Origin of the sequence: Streptomyces montanus (genome assembly GCF_005786655.1) — a bacterium.
Lineage (GTDB): Bacteria > Actinomycetota > Actinomycetes > Streptomycetales > Streptomycetaceae > Streptomyces > Streptomyces sporangiiformans.
Genome location: NZ_VBZC01000006.1, coordinates 169,477 through 190,385 on the forward strand (window position 1 = coordinate 169,477; position 20,909 = coordinate 190,385).

Annotated in this window: 14 protein-coding genes and 3 pseudogenes; 7 read left to right on the forward strand and 10 right to left on the reverse strand. The window is 69.1% G+C overall.

The window, feature by feature from the left end:
• Positions 1-156: 156 nt before the first annotated feature.
• The 3 genes and pseudogenes from FE633_RS07290 to FE633_RS07300 all read right to left on the reverse strand — a co-directional run bounded on the left by FE633_RS07290 (position 157) and on the right by FE633_RS07300 (position 5,452).
• The gene (locus tag FE633_RS07290; protein WP_246113477.1) at positions 157-1,635 is read right to left on the reverse strand and encodes an alginate lyase family protein; all 1,479 of its coding nucleotides are present in this window, start codon (positions 1,633-1,635) and stop codon (positions 157-159) included.
• 710 nt (positions 1,636-2,345) lie between these two features.
• Positions 2,346-2,459: pseudogene (locus FE633_RS48125) on the reverse strand (PIN domain nuclease); the annotation flags it as partial.
• 50 nt (positions 2,460-2,509) lie between these two features.
• Entirely contained in the window at positions 2,510-5,452 is a 2,943-nt protein-coding gene (locus tag FE633_RS07300) for a tetratricopeptide repeat protein (protein ID WP_171059846.1), read from the reverse strand.
• A 661-nt stretch (positions 5,453-6,113) separates the two neighbouring features.
• Between FE633_RS07300 and FE633_RS07305 the strand changes: the two genes are divergently transcribed.
• The 4 genes and pseudogenes from FE633_RS07305 to FE633_RS07320 all read left to right on the forward strand — a co-directional run.
• Complete coding sequence (locus FE633_RS07305; protein WP_171059847.1) at positions 6,114-6,335, forward strand: type II toxin-antitoxin system VapB family antitoxin; 222 nt, start codon at positions 6,114-6,116, stop codon at positions 6,333-6,335.
• Complete coding sequence (locus tag FE633_RS07310) at positions 6,332-6,742, forward strand: PIN domain-containing protein (protein ID WP_138044259.1); 411 nt, start codon at positions 6,332-6,334, stop codon at positions 6,740-6,742. The genes FE633_RS07305 and FE633_RS07310 overlap by 4 nt, the downstream gene beginning before the upstream one ends.
• A gap of 1,083 nt (positions 6,743-7,825) precedes the next feature.
• Positions 7,826-9,100 (forward strand): DUF418 domain-containing protein, encoded by a 1,275-nt coding sequence (locus FE633_RS07315; protein ID WP_138044260.1) that lies wholly within the window; start codon positions 7,826-7,828, stop codon positions 9,098-9,100.
• Positions 9,101-9,403: 303 nt separating this feature from the next.
• Positions 9,404-9,646: pseudogene (locus FE633_RS07320) on the forward strand (helix-turn-helix domain-containing protein); the annotation flags it as partial.
• 54 nt (positions 9,647-9,700) lie between these two features.
• Here the strand turns inward: FE633_RS07320 and FE633_RS07325 are convergent.
• Positions 9,701-10,092 (reverse strand): annotated as a pseudogene (locus FE633_RS07325) (aldehyde dehydrogenase family protein); the annotation flags it as partial.
• A gap of 134 nt (positions 10,093-10,226) precedes the next feature.
• Here FE633_RS07325 and FE633_RS07330 point away from each other — a divergent pair.
• Positions 10,227-10,850 carry a TetR/AcrR family transcriptional regulator gene (locus tag FE633_RS07330; RefSeq protein WP_138044261.1) on the forward strand — a complete coding sequence of 208 codons (624 nt, stop codon included), beginning with the start codon at positions 10,227-10,229 and terminating at the stop codon, positions 10,848-10,850.
• Positions 10,851-11,116: 266 nt separating this feature from the next.
• Here the strand turns inward: FE633_RS07330 and FE633_RS07335 are convergent, their stop codons facing one another.
• From FE633_RS07335 to FE633_RS07355, 6 genes are all read right to left on the reverse strand, one after another.
• Positions 11,117-12,304, reverse strand: coding sequence for an MFS transporter (locus tag FE633_RS07335; protein WP_138044262.1), 1,188 nt, complete (start codon positions 12,302-12,304; stop codon positions 11,117-11,119).
• 210 nt (positions 12,305-12,514) lie between these two features.
• The gene (locus FE633_RS07340) at positions 12,515-15,727 is read right to left on the reverse strand and encodes a bifunctional cytochrome P450/NADPH--P450 reductase (protein ID WP_138044263.1); all 3,213 of its coding nucleotides are present in this window, start codon (positions 15,725-15,727) and stop codon (positions 12,515-12,517) included.
• Between the two features lie 292 nt (positions 15,728-16,019).
• Complete coding sequence (locus FE633_RS07345) at positions 16,020-17,081, reverse strand: zinc-binding dehydrogenase (protein ID WP_138044264.1); 1,062 nt, start codon at positions 17,079-17,081, stop codon at positions 16,020-16,022.
• 64 nt (positions 17,082-17,145) lie between these two features.
• Complete coding sequence (locus FE633_RS07350; RefSeq protein ID WP_138044265.1) at positions 17,146-17,484, reverse strand: hypothetical protein; 339 nt, start codon at positions 17,482-17,484, stop codon at positions 17,146-17,148.
• Positions 17,485-18,055: 571 nt separating this feature from the next.
• Positions 18,056-18,220, reverse strand: coding sequence for a hypothetical protein (locus FE633_RS47055; RefSeq protein ID WP_171059848.1), 165 nt, complete (start codon positions 18,218-18,220; stop codon positions 18,056-18,058).
• An 82-nt stretch (positions 18,221-18,302) separates the two neighbouring features.
• On the reverse strand, positions 18,303-18,719 hold the full coding sequence (locus FE633_RS07355; RefSeq protein ID WP_138044266.1) for a hypothetical protein: 417 nt from the start codon (positions 18,717-18,719) through the stop codon (positions 18,303-18,305).
• Positions 18,720-18,864: 145 nt separating this feature from the next.
• Between FE633_RS07355 and FE633_RS48130 the strand changes: the two genes are divergently transcribed.
• Together FE633_RS48130 and FE633_RS07365 are read left to right on the forward strand one after the other, a co-directional pair.
• On the forward strand, positions 18,865-19,146 hold the full coding sequence (locus FE633_RS48130; protein ID WP_246113478.1) for a hypothetical protein: 282 nt from the start codon (positions 18,865-18,867) through the stop codon (positions 19,144-19,146).
• Positions 19,147-19,653: 507 nt separating this feature from the next.
• Positions 19,654-20,895, forward strand: coding sequence for an outer membrane protein assembly factor BamB family protein (locus tag FE633_RS07365; protein WP_138044267.1), 1,242 nt, complete (start codon positions 19,654-19,656; stop codon positions 20,893-20,895).
• The last annotated feature ends 14 nt before the right edge of the window (positions 20,896-20,909 follow it).

Below are 20,909 nucleotides of genomic sequence, written 5' to 3' on the forward strand. Positions count from 1 at the left end.
CGAAGGGCACGGAATCCCGGAAGGGAGGAGGCCGGCGCCACCGGGGGAGAACTCCGCACGGGCCGCCCCGTGCGGAGACCAACCGTTGAAGCGGCGTTGCGGCTGCATAGCGCCCACAAGCATCGGGTGCTGGATTCCTCCGTCATACGCTCGTGGCTACGACGCCCCGTGGCGCCCCCGGTCGCGGCGGCGCAGGAAGAGCAGGCCGCCGGCGACGGCGGTGACGCCCGCGGCGGCCGTCCACCCGACGATCTCGCCGGAGCCGGTCGCGGCGAGGTCGCTTCCCCCGGCGGGGGAGGCGGAAGCGGAGGCCGACGCGGTGGCCGCCGTCTGGGGCCGCGCGTCGGAGGCGGCGCCCGAGGCCGGGGCCGAAGCGGCGGGCTTCGGGGTGGCCTTGGTGTCCGTCGCCTTGTCCCGCGTGAACGCCAGCGTCCCGAAGCCGAGCTGGTCGAACCCGCCGCTGTTGGGCCCGTAGTCCCCGCCGCCGCCCTCGGGCGCGGCCTTGGCGGCGATCTGCGTGAGGTAAGTGGCGGACAGCCCGCGCCGCTTGGTGTAGTGGTTGGCGATCATGGCCCAGACCGGACGCATCTGCGCCGGGTCGGCGGGGGCGACCTGGGTGGGCTGCTGGATCCCCGGCCGACGGTCCACCTGGGCGTAGGGCGTGTACGGCACATTCCCGCCCAGGCTCCACTTGGCCACGTACTGAGCGCCCTTGAGGAAGCGGTTGTCGTCGTAGCCGTACAGGTCGATGCCCTGGTTCCAGGCCATCTCGCAGACGGTGCCCATCAGGCCGACGCCCAGCAGCGAGTGCCCCTGGTCGCGCCCGGCCTCCATCCACTCGGCGAGCCCATCGTCTCGAACGACCGGGATGGCGTGCTTGATCGAGCCCATGCCGACGCCGTGCTTGAAGTACTCGACGGCCTGCTCGACCTTGGTCTGGTCGTCGCAGAAGATGCCCGTGGCCAGCGCGCACGCCATGTTGCACAGGTCCCAGTTGGGCCAGTAGTGGGGGGCGGGAGTGCCGTTGTGGCGGACGAGAAAGTCCTCACTCACCGAGTAGAAGACGTCGAGCATCATCTTCTGGAACCGGCCGAGCTCGAAGTCGGGGTGGTCGCGCACGAGTTCGGCTGCGTTGGCGGCCTGGTACCCCTGCAGCCCGGCGAGCAGGAATCGGTCGGCGCTGCCGCTGACTTTCGTCAGCTTCGCCGACCAGGCGTTGAGGATCACGACGGCGGTGTCGGCGTGGGCGCTGTCGCCGCTGACGTGGTAGCGCAGGGCGTTCTGGTACGCGGCGTGGATGTCGTTGTAGAGGATCCCGTAGTTCTGCGGCCACGTGCTGCGGGGGCGCAGTTCCACGCCCCGGTACACGATGGCCTGCGGATTGGGCGTCCAGTCGCTCTGCGCATGCCGGTTGGCGGTCAGCTTCGCATACCCGGCGGTGTAGGGGGAGGCGCCGGCCTTCACCTTGGCGGCCATACGGGCGAGATCGGCGCCGGTGTGGAGGAGACCGGGGTGCGCGAAGGTCCCGCCCGCGGCCACCGAGGGGGTGGCGAAGGTGGCGAGGCCGACGGCTCCGGCTGCGGCGCCCGTGGCCTTGAGCATGGTGCGGCGGCTGATCTGTCGTGTCACATGCATGCTGAGGAGACGGGCGGGGGCGACGCCGATAACGAAAACTGGACGGGCCGTGGTGCAAAGGGCCACCGGGCATGGCGGCCCCGGCACCCCGCCTCGGGCGTGCAGTGCGAGTAGGCGGGCTTCTTTTTGCCGCTGTTGTCGAACAGCAGCGGGTTCTGATCTTGTGCTGCGCGGGGTGAAAACAGCAGGTCATACGGTAGACACCGGCTCAACGAGCAGGGGCTGGCCGGCCTCAACCAGGCGCTCATTCCCTCCGCGTGCCCGATCTTTGAGCGCGTGGCGGAGTGAAAACCCCCGAGGGACAGTGGCAAAACACAAACCTCAGGCCGCTGACCTGGGGTTTCATCGTGGAGCGGGTGACGAGAATCGAACTCGCGCTCTCAGCTTGGGAAGCCATGGCGCTTGGGCGGTTGCATGGCTTCTGACCTGCATTGATCCTTCGTGCCGACGGTGTAGTGCGGGCCCGGTCGCACCGCTGTTGACCGTGGTTGTCCGCCCTTACGGGCACGCTGTGGGCACGGCTCCGAAGGACGGTCGGTAGAACCCGTGCGCGAACGAATGCTGCGCTTGGCTGGGCTGGTGGAGGCGTCCAGCTCGGGTGTGCCTTCGCGCGTGCGTACGTCTTCCGGTGCTGTGTGCCCCTGCTACGGAATCGACTCTCGCATGGAACAGCGCTCAACCCAAGCTCACTTGCCGACTGCTGGGCCGTACTACTGCAGTGCCTGGCCGGTGACGGCGGCGATGCACTCGAAGTCCCGGTCGCGATGCCAGAGGTGCAACCCTTGCAATTCCGTTGTGGCGACCGCCACGAGGTCGACAGGTCCTCACTCACAGACCGGCAGCGAGTCCGCTGGCCCGTGCGGCCGGGTACCTGTCAGTCCGGTTTCTTCAGCTCGCCTGCCGCATGGAAGAGGTAGCGCCGCGCCGTGGTCTCCTCCGAGGAGCAGTCCAGCTCTCGGAAGAGGTGGACAGCCTTCTCGCACGCGTCGACGGCCTCGCGATAGCTGCCCAATCCGATCAGGGCGACGCCGAGGTTGCCGTACGCCACGGCCGTTCCGTAACGGTCCTCCGTCTTCCGGAGGATTTCGGCGGCCCGGCGGCTGGCGTGGGCCGCTTCCTCGAACCGCCCCGTTTCCAGTAGCGCCTCCGCGATCTTTGTCGACGCCTCGGCCTCCCCGTGGCGATCGGAGACTTCCCTGTAGAGGGCAGCGGCGGCGGTGTTGGCATCGATGGCTTCCTTGAACTGCCCCATCTCACGACGGGCCGTGCCGACGTTGTTGAGGACATCGGCCTCGGACTTGCGATCCCCGGTCTGCCGGAAGAGCTCGGCAGCCCGGTCGTGAGCCGCAAGAGCCCCCGCGAACTCCCCAACCCTCCGCAAGGCGCAACCGAGGTTGTTCAGCGCGATACCTTCGCCGTTCGGGTCCGAGGTCTTGCGAAGGAGTTTGGCGGCACGCGTGTGCTCGTCCACTGCCTGGTCGGGGCGGCCGAGGGCGACCAGGACCATCCCGAGGTTGGTGCGGGCAAGACCCTCGCCGTTGCGGTCGCCGGTGTCGTGGAAGGCTTCGGCGGCCCGGGTGTGGGCTTCCGCTGCCTCGGACAGCCGACGGGATTGCCGCAGGCACAGGCCGAGGCTGTTGCGTGCCGTGGCCTCGCCGTGGAGGTCACCTGTCTTCTGCAGGAGTTCGGCGGCCCGGGTATGGGCTTTGATGGCCTCGTCGACGCGCCACGCTTGGAGCATCGCATTGCCGATGTGGTTGAGGGTGTTGGCCTCTTCGTGGTGGTCGGCGTTCCGGCGGTGGATGTCCGCTGCGCGGTTGAACACCTCGATGGCCTCGTCGAACCGACGCTTCCCGGCCAGGGCCGCGCCGCGCGCCATCAGTCCGGTGATGTCGTGGCCGTTTCCTTCCTGGGTGAGGTCTGCGACCTCGGAGAGGACGGCGAGCGCTTGGTCGAACCGTCGCAGGTCGTTCAACAGGGCGGCGAGGTTGGTGAGTGTGTGGGCTTGACCGCGGTGGTGGCCCAACTCGCCGAAGATCCTGGCAGCCGCCATGTAGGCGCTGACGGCGTCCTCGAACCGGCGCATCTCATGCCAGGTCGTGGCGATGTTGCTGAGGGTTCGTGCCACGCCGCGCTGGTCGTTCAGCCGTCTTTTGATGGCCAGAGCGGCGCCATGAGCCTTGACGGCTTCGTCGAATCGCCGCGCTTCGGCCAGTGCGACGCCGTAATTACTCAAGGCCAAGGCCGTGCCGCCCTCGGGACCGTGCAGGTGGCACAGAGCCGCGGCGGTGGCGCTGACCTTGATCCAGTCGTCCAGGTGGCGTCGGCGCTTGAGGTATCTGGTGAGCGCGAAGGCGAGATGGTAGCTGGTGTCGGCGTGCCCCAGGTGGTACGCGGTCTGGACGGTGGCGATGAGGTTGGGATGCTCGGTGTCCAGCCAGTTCAGGGCCTGGGCGAGATCGGCGAAGCGGCCCGGGTTCTCGTAGCCGGGTCCCAGGAGCGTGTCGGCGGCTTCCGTGGTGAGCCGGTAGTGGTCGAAAAGGCGGCTTGCGGCCTCCAGGGGCCGGTCGGCCCCAGCCTGGGCGTTGCCGCGCTCATGAGCGAACAACCGGACCAGATCGTGCATGCGCCAGCGGCCGTAGGAGGCGCCGGGACCGATGAGATGGGCCAGGGCGAGGTCGTCGAGGAGGTCCTGCACGTCGAAGAGGTCCTCGTCGAGGAGGCAGGCGGCGGCCTCAGTGGACAGATCGGGGCCGGGGTTCAGGGACAGGAACCGGAACAGCCGCGCGTGCTGCGGAGACAGGGCCTGATAGGAGAGGTCGAAGGAGGCCCGTACGGCCTTGTCGCTGCGGCGGCTGAGGCGCTCCAGGCGGCGGTGCGAGTCCTCCAGGGCCTGGGCGAGGTTGGCCAGAGGCCGGGAGGGGGCCTCGGTGAGCAGCGCGGTGGCGACCCACAGCGCGAGGGGTAGTCCGGCACACAGCTCGACGATCCGGGCGGCCTGCGTGGGCTCCACGGCTGCCCGGGCATCGCCGGGGCGGGCCTGTTCGAGTAAGCGGCGGATGAGTTCGACGCCATCGTCACTGTCCAGGACGTCCAGGTCGTACAGGCGCTCGCCCAGGTGGAAGGTGAGGGTGTGGCGGGAGGTGAGCAGGACGGGGGTGTCGCTGTCAGAAGGCAGCAGCGGGCGGACCTGGTCGGTGCTGGAGGCGTTGTCCAGGATGACGAGGACGCGTCGGCCTTGATCGGCGTAGCCCTTGAGGATGGTGCGGTACAGCGCGCTGCGGCCCTGCAGGTCGACGGGGATGTGTTGGACCGGGACGGCCAGATAACGCAGAAGCGTGTCCAGGGCCTGCTCCGGGGACAGGCGGCGCTCGTCGTCATAACCGAACAGGTCTACGAACAGCAGCCCGCCGGGGAACCAGCCGGGTTCGGCGACGGCCCGGTGGGCGGCCTGCAGGGCCAGCTCGGTCTTGCCGACACCACCCAGGCCGACCAGCACAGTGACCGCCACGCCCACTCCGCCTGGCGTGTCCGGCCCCTGAGGAGCCAGTCGGCCGTGGATCTCCTTCAGCTGAACGTCACGGCCGGTGAAGACGGGGGTGGCGGGCGGCAGACCGCCGGATGCCGGGGTGACGGTCGGCGGCAGACGCAAGATCACGGTGTGACCCTGGATCACCGGGCTCAGAAAGACTCCGCCGCTGATCTCGTTCACCACCGCCCCGCCGGCCGACTCGGAAGCCGCGGGCAGCACATCCAACGGGTCCGCACCGCCACCACACCCGCTGTCGGGACCGGGGGCCTTCCCGACGGCGGTCACCGGCGTGCCCCAGTCATGCCAGAAGAGACTTTGCCCTGTTCCCAAGCGGTATGTTCCGGGTCGAAATCGGCGACCGTGGTGAGAGTGCTACGGAAAGCGGCGGGCCACGCCTGATGGCGGCCGACCTGCCCCTCGATACCACCGGGCAATGGTGCCAACAGCGTTGCCGAGACCGCATCCACCATGAACCTCCCCCAATGCACCCTGCACGGCAGTAAGAGCACGTTAGGGGCGGCAGCCCCCTACTGCAGGACATTCACTGATAACAGCAGAACTCCCGTCAACGCCGTGTCATGCACAACCACCGGCCTTGACTGGAGGGCCACCCGCTTCCCGCGACGTTTCGCCGTCGACCGGCCCTCTCGACCCGCGCGGGGACCGCATCAAGGGCGAGGACATGGCCATCCGCTTGCACCGCATGCCCTCCCGGCAGGTTCCGACTCCAGCACCAACCCCCAAATTGGACTGGCACCGCTATCGCCAGCAGCCGGGCCATGTAGGCGCGCGACACTCGCGATGACTGGACCGCGTCGCCTCTCGGGCTGATCCGGATTGGCCGTTGCGGCTACACGTGCCGGTGCCGGCACTCAGGCTGTGGCCTCGTGAATGTTGGTGGCGTATCCTTCTTTGTACATCACCAACATCGTGTAGGAGGTGCCGCGTGTCTGTGACCCAGATCGACATCGACGACGACGCCCTGGAACGTGCCATGGCTTTGTCCAAGGTCAGGACCAAGAAGGAGGCAGTCAACCTCGCCCTGCACTTCTATGCCGAGCAGCAGGAGCGTGCGGCGCGCATCAGCCGCCACTTCGAGCGTGCGCGTGGATGGGGTGCCGTCGAGGACGCGGAGCGTCTGCACCGGGCGGAGAAGGACAGCCTGTGATCTACCTGCTCGACACGTCTGGCTTGGTCCGGCTGCTCCGCGATCCGAAACTGCAGTCGACTTGGTATGACGCGATCGACGCCGGGGCCGTCGCATCCTGCTATGCGCAGCGCGCCGAGTTCCTTCACAGTGCCCGGAACGGACGCGAGTACGACGAGATCACGGAGATGTTCACCGACCTGTACCCCGATGTGGCGGTGCCGAAGAACGCGGGGCGCTGGATCGGTGCGGTGCAGCACCGTATGGCCCGGGCCGGGGAGCACCGCAGCGCTTCGGCGGTGGACCTCATCATCGCCGCGACCGCGGCCCATCACGGACTGGCTGTCCTGCACGACGATGCCGACTACCGCGCCGTTGCCCGGCACGCATCCGACCTTACCGAGCACAACATCCACGACATCGTCTGAGAGGTTTCCACCATGCCTGCGTCAGGCGAGGGTGGCGGACCACGTCGTCATCCGGAGGACACGGGGCATCGCCTGGGTGCCGCCTGGTCCGTCGGTTTCCGCTGTGGCGTGCTCGTCGAAGTCCTGCCTGCCGGGCAAGAGTTGGGCAATCGGTAGTGCGGCGGCGTCCGTAAACGCCATCTGTCTCTCCGGAGGGACGGGCAAGCTGAGGGTTCACAGACGTGGCCGATGGGGCTGACACAGTGAAACCGCAGGTCGGTGGAACCTTTCGGGGTCCGAGCAGTGAGCCTGCCATGGCCACCGAGAACTCGTGCCCTCCACGCGCCCAATCTTCGTGCATCTACAGACAGGTCTCCGGCGGAAAACCCCCGCCAATACACAAGCCCCAGGCTGCTGACCTGGGGCTTCAAAAAGAGCGGGTGACGAGAATCGAACTCGCGCTCTCAGCTTGGGAAGCGACGGCGCTTGCGGGTGCGGATGGGCTTCTGACCTGGATGTATGCGCTCCGGTGTGGTGCCTGGGAGTGCGGGATCGCACCGCTGTTGACCGTGATTGACCCGTCTTACGGGCACGCTGTGGGCACGACGCCGTGAAGTGGGGGAGCGGGATGTCCGTACCGGCCTCTGTCGAGCTCGGGGTGCTTCGACGCGCAGGTCGGCTGGGTGGTGCTACGCGATCGCACACGGAGACGTCGTACCTTGTGTCCGATCGCAGGCGTGGGGTGGTCCCGGCTGCGGTCAAATCGGCCACGGTGGCGGTGACCTCAGCAGTGATGGCGGCAGCGATAGGGCGCCCGTCGATGAGCCTCACACGTTGATCCTTTCCCGGACCGTGGCCACGATCGCGGCGGCGGTGGTGACGGCGGCGGTGTGCTCGGTTCGAAACCCCAGGGCATTCATGATCTTGTGGTGGCGGTGAGCCTGCTGACCCGCGGCGTCTCGGCGACCAGGTCGGCGACCACAGTCGTTCGTGTACGGCCGACCGACCCCGCCGATCGGCGGGGGTCGGTCGGCCGACCGGCGGGGTACCTCCCGAAGCCCGTCGGATGGTTGACCGCCCCCGCGCCTCAGCAACGTTGTCACAGTGACTGAGATCGAAAGCGCCAAGAAGGTGCCTCCCCGGCCCGTGCCCGTGCCCGCACCCGAGTCCGCCACGGCGACGGAACTCCCAGCGCCGATGGCGCGGCTGGTGGGGGTGGACCTCGCCCGTGCACTGGCCGTGTTCGGGATGTTCGCCGTGCACGTCGGCCCCTTCCCAGCACCCGGCGGCGGCATCGGCGACTGGTTCCTGGGCCTGGCGAGCGGCCGGGCGTCGGCGCTGTTCGCCACCCTCGCCGGGTTCTCGTTGGTGCTGATCGCCGGCCGCCTTGAGCCGAAGACCGGACTGGCCGGTCGGCAGGCGAAGGCCCGGATCGTGATCCGGGCCGTGATCCTGCTGCTGGTGGGCAGCGCGCTGGCGATGACCAACTTCGGCGGCGCCGTGATCCTCAACTTCTACGCGGTGTACTTCCTGCTGGCCCTGCCCCTGCTGCGGTTACGGGCCAGGACGCTCGCGATCATCGCGGTCGTGCTCGCGGTCGTCGCGCCGCAGCTGGCGTACGGCCTCCGAGCGCTGCTCAACGAGTCGATCGTGAACACCATCGACTCGTACGACCCGATCGCGCGACTCTCCGGCGTAGGCGTGCTCGACTTCCTGCTCACCGGCTTGTACCCGGCGATCACCTGGATGACGTTCGTGGTCACGGGCATGGCGTTGGGCAGGCTGGATCTGGCCTCCGGCGCGGTGCGGCGACGGCTGGCCGTGGTCGGTCCCGCGCTGATCGCGTTCGGATACGGCGTCTCGTGGCTGGCGCTCCGGTTGTCCGGCGGCGCTGAGAAGATCATGGCCGGGATGCCTGCCATGAAGGATCCCGGTGCCATGAAGGACCCCGGCATGGCAGCGGGATCCTTCGACATGCCGGTCGGTGGTGAGCTGTGGGGCCCCGACGCATGGGGGTTGCTGGCAGCCGAGCCGCACACCGGTTCCACGTTCGACCTCATCGGCAGCATCGGGATCGCCATCACCGTGCTCCTGTGCCTGACAGTGGCGATGGACCGACTGCCGTGGCTGCGGCGGCCGGCAACTCCGATCATCGCCGCCGGCACCATGTCCCTGACCCTCTACGTGGGCCACATCCTGGTGATCCTCGCCCTGCCCGGCGAAGCGGCCACCCCACCGAAGTCCGCCTCCGCCGCGCTGCTGCTCTGCTTCATCGTCGGAGCCACTCTGTTCGCGGCGATCTGGTCCCGCTTCTTCCGCCGCGGACCGCTGGAGTACCTGCTCAACGGGGCCACCAAACTGGCGAATTCCGTCCGATGAGCCTCGGGCGGGTACCCCGGAAAGGTCACAGCCCGAGGTCGCAACGACAGCCTCCGACAACGGGTCTGACTCGGAGGCGGGCCTACTTCCTCCCCATCAGGGCCGCTTCACTCAGCGGAGTGGCAAGGACCACCCCCGGCGGCGGACGCTTCGGGTCGATGCCGGCAGAGTCGGGCATGCCGGGCGGTACGGGGAGGTCGGCCGTGTACGCGAACCGGGCGGGTGTCCGGCGAGGCCCGGGCCAGGCCCAGGCCGATCAGCCGACGGCCCACGCCAGGCGTACCGTTCGGGATTCACCGCACACGGCACGCTTCCAGCGAGCGCACCCTGCGCCGTCGTCTGGCCGAGTGCGGCACGACGTACGAGGCCGTCGTCGACCGCGTGCGCCGCGAGCGGGTCGAGTAGCTGCTGCGCCGACCCGAGCCGACCCCGCGTGACATCGCTCGGCAGGCGGGTTTCTCCGACGTGCGAGCCCTGCGGTGGGCGGTGCACCGCTGGCATGGGGCGGCCCCGGCCCGGCTGCGCGTGGAGACCGCGGAACGGTAAGCGAGCGTCCACGCGCCACAGGGCCACTCGGGCAAGGGCCAACGGTTCAACGGTTCAACGGGTGCGGATCCAGACCGTCTTCACTCTGGTCCACTGCGCGAAGGCGTCGGTGGACTTCTCCGCGCCACCGAACCCCGACTGCTTCCACCCGCCGTGGGTGTGGTGATGTCGCCTTCGCTGTACGCGTTGACGGAGACCACCCCGGCTTCGATGCCGCGCGCCAGCCGGAGCGCGGCGTCGAGGTCGCGGGTCCACACCGAGGCGGCGAGCCCGTACTCTGTGGCGTTCGCCATCCGTACCGCCTCGCCCTGAGAGGTGAAGGTCTGGACGGTGACGACGGGGCCGAACAGTTCCTTGGTGAGCACGTCGCTGCCCTCCGGGGCCCGGCTGACCATGGTGGGCGGCTAGTAGGCGCCGCACGCCGGCAGACCGTGCGGCAACCCGCCCGGGAACTGACCTGTGCGGCCACAGAGGGGACCTCAGCGGGCAGACTGGAGACCGCTACCGCCTGGAAGAGTGTCCGGAAACCACGACTTGATCGAACGACTTGCTCACTGGACCAAGTCGATATGATGTCTCCATGGCTCATGTTTCTGCGGCAGAGCGCCGCCCTCAGCTGATCAAGGCCGCCATCGACCTCATGACCAGGGAGGGTGTGGCTGCTGGAAGCACCCGTGCCATCGCAGCCGAGCTGGGCGTGGCCCAGGCAACGGTGCACTACACCTTCGGCACCAAGGAAGATCTGTACCGGGCCGTCATGGAGCAGCTCACCCATGATCTGATCGCACAGGTCGAACGGGCGGCGCACGCGGACGCCGGCTTCGAGGAGACGGTCGCGGCACTCGCCGCCGCCCTGTGGCAGACCCTGCGCGAGCAGCCGACCACCCACCAGCTGCTCACCGAACTGTCCATGTTCGCGCTCCGGACACCACGGCTGCAGGAGGCCCTTGAGGGCCACTACCGCGGGGTGACGGCCGTGACGACGCAGCTGGTGACCGAGGCGGCCGAGCGCACCGGTCACCAGCTCGCCCAGCCGGCGGAGACCCTCGCCCGGTTCTTCCTGGCCGGCTTCGACGGCCTCTCGGTGCAGCATCTCTCACTGCCCGACGAGGAGGCCGAGCTCACCTGTCTGCAGGCCCTGGTCTCCACTGTCGTCGCTCTCGCCGGAGGCCGAATGGAGCTCGTGAGCCTGCCGACGAGCTGACGGCAGGGCGGAACAGGCCGGCCTCGCCCTTGTCGCCGTCACAGAGCGATGAGCTGCTGACGTCGGCCGGCCGGAAGGTGCCCAGAACCGCGGTGAAGGGCCGGTCGTAGACCTCCAGGTTCCGGCGGCGTCGTTCCGGCGCGTCATCTCCTTCCTGGAGCAGCGTGCGCCCCGTTTCCAAGGCGACCGGTTTTCAACGCACAGGCAGCCGCTGCCCCTGACACCGGACAGGGCAGCGGCCGTTCCGCGAGGTCGGGACGACGTCTTCAGACCGTCGGCACGCGTCCAGGCTGCGGTTCGTCGGTGGCCTCCCCACTGGCCACCGTCATCCTCAGCAGGGGCAGCGAGGCGACGAAGGTGCCGATCGCCAGGACGAGACTCAGTACGCCGGCCCCGGCACCGTCGAGGATGGCGCCGACGACCAACGGTCCGACGCCGGTACCCAGTGCACCCGCCCCACTGAGGGAGGCCACCAGGCGGCCGGTCGGGTCGATGAGCGCCGCGGCGGCGAGCATCTGCACCAGGACCGCCAGTTGGCAGGTCTGCCACAGGACGGCCGCGATGACGAAGAGCACGGAGTCGTGGGTGAAGATCAGGACCGCCATCGCGAGGGCCTGCGCCGTGACGAAGGCGGCCATCGACCGCATGCGCCCGAAATGCCGCGCGGCGACGGGTCCCACCACGGCGCCGACGAGTGCCACGACGCTGGAGACGGCGAGGACGGTCGACACGGCGGAGTGCGACATGCCGGTGTGCTGACGCCCCAGGACCGAGGCGTACGACCATGCGCCCTGGGTGACGGCCCACAGGAGCCCGGTGCCGACGAGCAGCACGACCGATGGTCTCGCCGAGGCCGCCTCTCCCGTACCGGCGGATCCGGAGGCCGGTACCGCGGGGCCGTCGGGGAGTCGGCGTACCAGCGGCCAGGCGAGCAGACAGCACAGCGCCATGAGCAGGAAGCCGGTGCCCTCCCCCAGGTCGTGGTTGGCCGCGGGGACGCCCATGATCAGCAGTGCTGTCACGCCGACCACGCCGGAAATGGTGACCGCGGACGCTTTGTCGGCGTCGTCGGTGGCGGCGAGCGCCGCCGTGGCAGCCGCGTAGACCGCGCCGAGCCCCGCGCCGAGGACCAGGTTGGCCAGGAGCAGGGTCACCGGGTCGGTGACCGCCGCTGCCCCCAGAAAGCCGACGCCCGAGACCGCCAGACCCAGGCGGGTCATCCGCACACGCCCCGGCCGCGCCGCCCGCTTGGCCAGCAGCAGCGTGACGACGGCGGTCGCCATCAGCTGGGTCGCGGCGACGAGTCCGGCGGCGGAGTCCGACAACGCGAAGCGCGTCGCGAAGTCGTCGACGAAGACGGGCATCACGTTCGCTCCGCCGTTGCCCAGGGTCACTCCGGCGATGAGCGCGACCGCCACGCCGAAGGTCAGGGCGGAGCCGCTGCGCGCGTTCACCGGTCGCTCCTCTGCGGGGGGTTGGGGACGGTCAACGGCCCTCGGTGGGGCGCCGAGCGTGCAACAAGCATGAGAACCTCACGAGTTCAGGAGGGGGCGGGACACGTTTCGAAGGAGACAGGGCCACGGACGTGGGGGGCGTCCGTGGCCCTGTCGGTCGGCGAGCTCGGCGGGGTGTGCGGTGGACGTCGGCCACCGCACCCTGGGTGGTCAGCCGGCCCAGACGTCCTCGACGTAAGTGCCGGACTCGATCAGGGCGCTCAGCCAGGCGCCGGCCTCGTCGTCACCGGCGCCGGTGTACGTGCGGTAGATCGCCATGACCGCCTCCCGCACCGCGGGGGCCATGCGGCGGCCGTCGCCGCAGACGTAGACACGTCCGCCGGCCTCCAGCGCCGCCCAGACCTCGTCGCTCTCCTTCGCGATGCGGTCCTGCACGAAGCGGGCACCGTCCTCGGGAGCGCAGGAGAAGGTGGGCCGCATGCTGACGGCTCCGGCGGCCTCGGCCGCCTCGAACTCCTCGCGGTGCAGGTAGTCGACGTCGGGGTGGTCGCAGCCGAAGTAGCACAGCAGAGATCCGGTGGACCGGGTGTGGTGGCGGTCGAGGACGGCGCCCCGGAACGGTGCCAGACCAGTGCCCGCGCTGACCAGGATCACCGGCACGGAGTCGTCCCCGGGCAGGCGGAAGGCCTCGCTGCAGGGCAGCACTCTGGCCTGGACGGTGTCACCGGCCGTCACGGTCTGCAGGTAGTGCGAACCGATGCCGCGGAACGTGCCCTCGCCGCCCCGGTGGGGCGCGGCGAGCAGCGACACCATCAGGTCCACCTCGCCGGGTGCCGCCTGGGCGGACGAGGAGATCGAGTAGTGGCGCGGGCGCAGCACCGGCAGCAGCTCCAGGAAGACCTCGAACGGCAGCTCGCAGGCCCGGTAGCGCTCCAGCAGGTCCAGGACGCTGCGTCCGGCGACGGTCACCTGCTCGCGGAAGGTCTCCGGTTCCGCCGCCGCGAGTTCGGCCAGGTGGCGCTTCTCGGGCGGGCAGGCGGTGCGCTCGGCGAGCACGGCGACCTGCTCCTGGGTGGCGGGGTCCTGCAGTTCGACGAAGTCGGTGAGCAGGCGCCGCAGGGTCAGCGGGCGGTCCACGGGCAGGGCGCCCCGGCTGCGGCGGCGGGCACGGAGCCGGACGGTGCGGTCCAGGTCGAGGCCGAAGCGTTCGGCGACCCGTTGGACGAGATTGTCGGGGTTGCTCGGCAGAACGGCGATGTGGTCACCGGTGCGGTAGGTGACGCCCTCCGGCAGCCGCAGCCGCAGGAAGCGCTTGGAGCGGCCCAGTTCGTGGCTCATGTCGACCAGTTCGTACGAGTCGAGCACCTCCATCGGCTGGACGCCATGTCGTGCCGCGAGCCCGCCCATGACCGAGTCGGTCGCGTCCTCCAACGCGTACAGTCCCGTCTCCTGGCCGGCGTCCGACTCTGCCCCGGTGGCCTCCCCGGTGGCCCCGTACCGCTCCAGCAGAGCAGTCCACAGGTCGCCGGTCCACCGGTCCACCGCGCCGGCGAAGTCGCCGGAGGCGTCCGCGGCGCCGCGCTCCAGCAGTGAGGTGGCGCCGGCCGCTGCCAGCCGCTCGTCGATGAGGGTCGGGACGCGCTGGTAGGTGGCGGCCCAGTTGCGGTCGCCGACGCCGAGTACGGCGTACTTCAGGCCGTCGAGCGAGCCGGGCTCGAGTCCCTCCAGCCAGGCGACGAACTCCGCGGCGTCGTCGGTGGGCCTGCCGTTGTAGGAGGCGGCGACGATCACGACCGGTCCGCCGCCGGCCGATAGCGTGCCCACGGCGTCGTTGAGGGGCGCGACGGACGGGGCGAACCCGCGTTCATCGCCGTCCACGGCCAGATCGCGTGCGATGCCCGCGCAGGTGCCCAGGTTGGAGCCGTGCAGCAGGGTCAGCGCGGTTCCCGTGGCGCGCCGGGCGGCGGGCCGGTCCTCGGCGGCGGGGGCGTTGCTCGCGGTGACGGTCGGCAGGCGCCGCTCGCCGCTGGTGCGCCGGGCGAGGTTCAGGGTGAACTTGTCGGGCTTGAGGGTGAGGGACTGCTTGATCTTCAGCTGGTAGTTGGTGTGGTCGATCAGGCGGTAGCGGTGGATCACCAGCGCGAGGACCAGCGTCGCCTCGTGCAGCGCGAACTGGCGCCCGATGCAGGCCCGTTCACCGTTGCCGAACGGCTTGAACAGATGGACCGGGCGCTCCTCCTCCCGCTCGGGCAGGAACCGGTCGGGGTCGAACAGCTCCACGTTCTCGCCCCAGGCGGGGTCGCGGTGCAACTGCGGGATGAGGATCTGGATCGACTCGCCCTTGCGCACGGCGTACTTGCCGCCGATGACCGTGTCCTGAAGCGGCTCCACCGCGAAGGCGGGCGCCGTCGGCCACAGCCGCAGGCCCTCGTTGAGCACCTGGCGGATGTACGTCAGCTTGCCGATGTCCCCGTAGTCGGGCTCGGGGGCGTCCGAGTCGCCCCACAGTGCGTCGACCTCGGCCTGGGCGCGGGCCAGGACCTCGGGGTGCTTGGTCAGGTAGTAGAGGGCGAAGGACAGGGCGCCACTGGTGGTCTCGTGGCCGGCGATGAGGAACGTGATCGCCTGGTAGCGGATGTTGACGTCGTCCAGGGGCTCGCCCGTCACCGCGTCGCGGGTGTGCAGCATGCGCCCGAGCAGGTCGTCGGTGCTCTGGTCGCCGGACGCCCGGCGCTGCCGGATCACGTCGTCGACCAGGCCCTCCATCAGGGTCACGTCCTTGCGGAACTGCTCCGCCTGCTTCCACTTGAACAGCTCCGCGCCGGGGATGGACTCCCCCTTGTCCTGGGCGAAGCCGAGCGCCCGTGACAAGGCGGTGACGAAGGGGTGCGGTTCCTCCCGGCTGAACGACTCGAAGTCGTAGCCGAAACCGCACAGGCCGATCGTGTCGAGGGTCAGCCGTGTCATGTCGTCGGCGACGTCCACGGGCTCCGTACCCGCCGCCCCGTCCCACTTCCCGATCAGCTCCCGGGTGACTTTGAGCATCGTCGCGTGGTAACCGCGCATCGCGCCGAGGGAGAACGCCGGCATCAGGACGTCGTGCGCCTTGCGCCAGTTGGGCTCGTCGTTGAAGGCGGTGAAGAGCCCGTCGCCACCGATCCCCCGGAGGATCACGAGGTCGGGGTGCACGTTCTTGCGGAAGCGGCTCTCGTCCACGAGCTCGGTGACGAGGTCGAGGCCGGAGGCGAAGTTGATCTCGTTGCCGAAGACGCGGAGCTTGAACAGTGGCCCCAGCTCCTTGGCCTCCTTCATCACGTAGAGCAGGCCGTCGGCGCCACTGGGGATGTCGAACGCGTGGCCGACCAGGGGCAGGGCGGGGCGCTGGGGAATCGGTTCGGTTCCGCGCAGGGTCTCGTGAGTCATGGGCTTGCCTTTCGTTCCGCGCAGGCTGTCGCTGGCCAGAACCATATAAGCGACCTTGTCACTCGACAATGTCGAGCGAATGTGTTGTCCGACACGGTCAAGTGACGGAACCATCGAGGGCCTTGAAACGTCCGGCCGGACCAAGGCCCGGGGGAAACACCTCTCCACCCACCGGCCCGACACAAGGCGCGAAGCCCCTCCCGCGACTCACCGTCGCCGGAGGGGCTCCTCAGACCTTTTTCAGATCCCTTCGATCGAGCCTTGGCCCTGGGCCGGGGTCAGCCAGCAGGCCTCAGGGGGTGAGAACAAACCGGATCGGGTCGCCGATCTTCTTTTCCAGCCGGGTGACGGCGTCAGCGGCCTCGGCCAGCGGGATGTGAGCAGTGATGGAAGGGGCCAGATCGATCCGTCCGGCGGAGGTCAGGCCGATGAGCTGTTCCACGTGCTCGAACCCGGAGCCGTAGTGGCCGCGGATCTGGTTGCCCCGGAAGCTGAACCCGGTGCTGTCGCTGACGACGATCGACTCCGGAGTGAGCCCTGCGAGAACCAGGATTCCGCCGGCCCCCAGCGCGGCAGCTGCCTGAGCGCGAGCGGGGGGTACGCCGGCGAAGTCGAACGCGACCTCGATGCCCCGCCCCGCCGTGGCCTCCGCCAGCGCCTCGGCAAAGCCGTCCGCCGCCGGGTCGAGCGCGAGATCGGCACCGAAGGCGAGGGCCCGCTCCCGAGCTGTGGGCAGGGGATCGACGGCGATGACCGGGGCTGCGCCGACCATACGGGCAAGCCGGATGCCATGCGCACCGAGACCGCCCGCACCCCAGATCCCGACCGCCTGCGCCGGACGCACCGCACCCGTTTCGACGATGGCGGCGTACGGAGTGGAGACGGCGTCCGGGATGATGGCGGCCTCGTCGAAGGGGAGGCCGTCCGGGATGGCGATCAGGGTGTCCTCGCGTGCCACGGCGTACTGGGCCCAGCCGCCGTCATAGTCCACGCCGCGCGTGAGCGGCTGCCGGCACGAGGAGCGGCGCAGACAGCCGCCGCACCCGCCGCACGCCTGCCCGGCCTGCAGCACCACCCGGGTGCCCGGCGCCCATTCCCCGGCCACCTCCGGGCCTACGGCATGGATGACGCCGGCAACCTCATGACCGAGGGTGACGGCGCGCGCTTTCGCGACGGAGTCGACAGGGAACGCCGGGCTGATGCTGCCGTCGATCAGGTGGACGTCGGACAGGCACACCCCCGCGGCCCGCACCTCGACCAGCACCTCCCCCGGGCCGGGGGTGGGCACGGGGACCTCTTCGACGGCGAACGTGTGGGTGTCCAGGCGGAGCCGCCCGGCAAGCATGGTCTTCATGACGGGACCTCGATTCTTCCGATGCCTCAACGGATGACATTGTCACTCGACAATGTCATCAAATCTAGTCGATGGACAAGATCGAGTGACTCATGTCGCACCAGACCGGGCGGCGGAGGACTTCAGCTACCGCTTCAACAGGCGGGAGTACATGACCCGGCTCGCCTCGGAGATGTGTCTGTGTCCGTTGACGGCGTCGAGCTGCGAGGTCGCCTCGTCCAGGAGCAGCAACCGGGGCCCGCGGCAGCGCGAAGCTGTCGGGCGAGTCCAGTGGCGGGATGTGGTCGACGGTGGCCGCGAGGTTCGGGTATGCCTCCGCGGGCAGTTTGCGGTAGTCGACATGCCAAGCGAGCAGGTCGGCGTCGCGGGTGCGGGCGTCCAGGGCGTGCAGGGCGGCGTCCATGCTCGAGTAGGCCAAGACCGCGTCGGCGAAGACCCGGTAGCGGCGGACGGTGCCGTGCGCAACTCGCTGCGGTCAAGCTCGGGCAGCCTGAATGGGCACTCGGCGCTCCGTTCCGCTGTCCTGCTGGCCGGGCCGGCGTCGTAGAGCGCCTGACTGATCACTTCATCGCATGGCGAGAGCGGCATCGCGGCCCTGCGAACCGGGCTTTTGAGTATGCGAAGACAACAAACAAACCCCAGGCCAATGACCTGGGGTTTCATTCTGGAGCGGGTGACGAGAATCGAACTCGCGCTCTCAGCTTGGGAAGCGACGGCGCTTGGGTGGGCCTCATGGTTCTGACCAGCGCAGATGCCTATTCTCTGGATTGATCTTGCCGGTCCGATTGCACCGCTGTTGACCGTGGTTTTCCGTCCTTACGGGCACGCGGAGGGCACGGGCCTCCGAACGGGGCGCTGTCGGCACCGCTGACTGTGCAACGACTCAGGAATCCCTTTGTGCGGAGATCAGCCGTTGAAGCCGCGTTGCGGCCGCGTACGAGTGGTCCCGGTACAGGGACATCGCAGAGGCGCTGTCAGAGAACGAAGTACGTCCAGGTCTCACGGCGCCCGAAGCGCCCGCGCCAGGTCACGTTGACCGTGTAGTCCGGTGCAGAGCCGTAGGTCGGGGTGACGAGTAACGGCACTACTTCTCCGTATGCGACAGAGGCCGCCCTGGCTTCCTCGTCGACGTCTGCCATGTCGGCCGCCGAGCCCACCCGGACATGAACACCGCGAGCGGTGGCCCCACCCGAGTTACGGATCCTTGAACGTCCGTGCTTCTCAGGAATCGGGGCAGAGCGTCTTGCGCAGCCCGGAGTTGATATGACTTCCGTCGTCATCGGTCAGCGTGACGCCGGCGTAGGAGAACCGCTGTGCGGCACTGTGGTCTGGGTTCGTCGCGCCGTCATCGAGGGCTGCGCACTGGTTGCGGGCCGCGTCGAGGGCCTTGTCCTCGTCATGGGTGAGGTTGCCGTTGACGTCATGGATGGCGGCAAGGACGGCGGCTCGCTCGGTGCCGGTGGGCTCGGGTGGCATGCCGACGTCCTTTTTGGGGCCGCTGTCGTCCGCGGCGCTCGACGCCTCGGGTGCGCTGCTCTTGGTGGTGCCGGCCTTGTTGTCGCTGCCGTTGTCGCTGCTGCAGCCGACGGTGACGGCGAGTATGGCGGCGACGGCCGCGGTGGTGGTGCGGATGCGCATGATCCCCCCTGGCGTGATACGAGTTGGGACATGGTGCGGCAGGTGGGGCGCTGGGGCTGCAGCGGTGACGGAGTTGTGATCTGATGCGGACGCGTTTGAAGCGATCCGCTCCCCAAGGCGGTCGCTGCCTCCTGGACGGATCGCCGTGCTGGTGCTCGCGATGCTGCGGCGCGATCAACGCCTGCTCGACCTGGTCGGCGGCAACGGCGTGCCCGAGTCCGCCCTGCGGCGCTGGCGCGACGAGATGGTCGACCTGCTCGCCGACCTCGGCTTCCTCGGCATGAACAAGCCCGACGACTCCGATGACCTGGTCATTGGCACTGGCTACAAGGCCACCCGCGCCCACAAGCTCACCCCCGGCCGGATGCAGGCCAACCGCATCCTCGCCGCCTCACGCGCCCCGTCGAACACGGATTCGCAAACCTGAAGGTGTGACGCGTCCTGACTGAACTCCGCACCGCCCCCGGCCACGCCACTGCTCTCCTGTGCGCCCTTATCGTCCTGACCGATCCTGAAGTCAACCGCTGACAGACCAGCAAGGCCGCAGACAACCGCCCACGACCAGCACGAGCCCCCGAAGGACGGTCACGCCAGAGCCTCCAACCTGCAACCCTGCGCGTATTCCCCTGTGTGCAGCGGCCGTTCCTTGCGGGGCAAACGACCGGCACACTCAGCGACCGGGCCGGGCTACTGTGCCCGTCGTACGGGGCTGACACCGGCCATGGCGGGCGCGCAGACCTCAGACGTCAACCAGTGATACCGGGGAGAGGTTTGACGACGCGCAGCAGGAACCGAACTGGGAGCGTGCTTGTCATGGCCCTTCTGGCCGCGGCGTCGCTTGGTGTGACAGTCACGATGGCCGCTCCGGCTGCCGCGGACGGCTCCTGCAGTGGGCGCGCGAACTGATCAGGAATATTGACGGGGGTACGTCAACATGCTTACGGGGCACAGCGCAACGGGCGGAACGCCTTCCCGGCGGCGGGCACTTCGGCTGGCGGGGAATGGCCTCGCACTGGCCGCACTGGGAGCCGGAGCCGCCGGTTGCCGCGAGGACGTGACCGGCGGCGGAGGCCCCGCAGACAGCGCCCGCCCGCGCCGCGAGGGCACCGGCAGCCCCGGCGCCTCCCCCAAGGACGGGCAGGCCCCCAAGGCACTGTGGACGACATCGACCTCTGCGCAGACCTACGGGGACCGCGACGAACTCGTGGCTGTGGACGGCATGGTGATCGCGACCGGTGATCCGCTGGCCGCTCTCGACGCAGCGACCGGCAAGGAGCGGTGGTCACTGCCGGGCGGCGCCGTCCCCGGTGCGCCGCTGCTGGTCAGCGACGGCACCCTGTACCTGGCCAGCGGCGCATACGACGGCACCGTCGGCGGGTACGACCCGGCGTCGGGCAAGGAGACCTGGCGCGGTCACCTGGGCAAGGAGTACCGGCAACCGAGGCCGATCGCGGTGGACGACGGGCAGGTGTACGTCATCGCCGAGATCCTTGAGGACGACGGCTCGTCCCGTACCAACGTGATCGCTGCGCTGAACAGCAGCACGGGCAAGATGGTGTGGAGGGAGATGCGGGACCTCGGCACCCAACAGAACGGCGTACACGCAGCCGTTCAAGGCCGCCACCTCGTCTACACCGACTTCAAGCAGAACCTCACGGTGCGCGACACCGCCACCGGCAGGCAGATATGGACGCACAAGACGACGAAGACGAACTACGGCACCTTCGCCGTCCACCGGGATCTGGTGATCGTCCCGCAGGGGCGCAGGCTCCAGGCTTTCAACCTGGCCGACGGCGCCGAGAAGTGGTCCGTGCAGACCGGGGACTTCAGCACCTTCAAGGAGCCGGCCGTGCTGGAAGACGAGCTCTTCATCGCGGACAGCAGCAAGACACTCCGGTCCATCGAGCCGCAGACCGGCAAGGAAAGCTGGCGGTCCAAGGACCTCGCGGACACGAAAGCCCAGGCACCTGGACAGTTCGTCAGGGTCGGCGGCACCCTCTACGGCGCCACCGACCTCGACAAGCGGGGTGGCATCCACGCCTTCGACACGAAAACCGGCGCCCTGCGCTGGACGTTCAACGACAACTCCGGCGACTACCACGCATGGCTTGTGGCCACCGACGGCACCCATGTCTTCGCCCTGCACGGCAAGAACCTGCACGCCCTGCCCGGCTGAGGGCGCACAGAGAA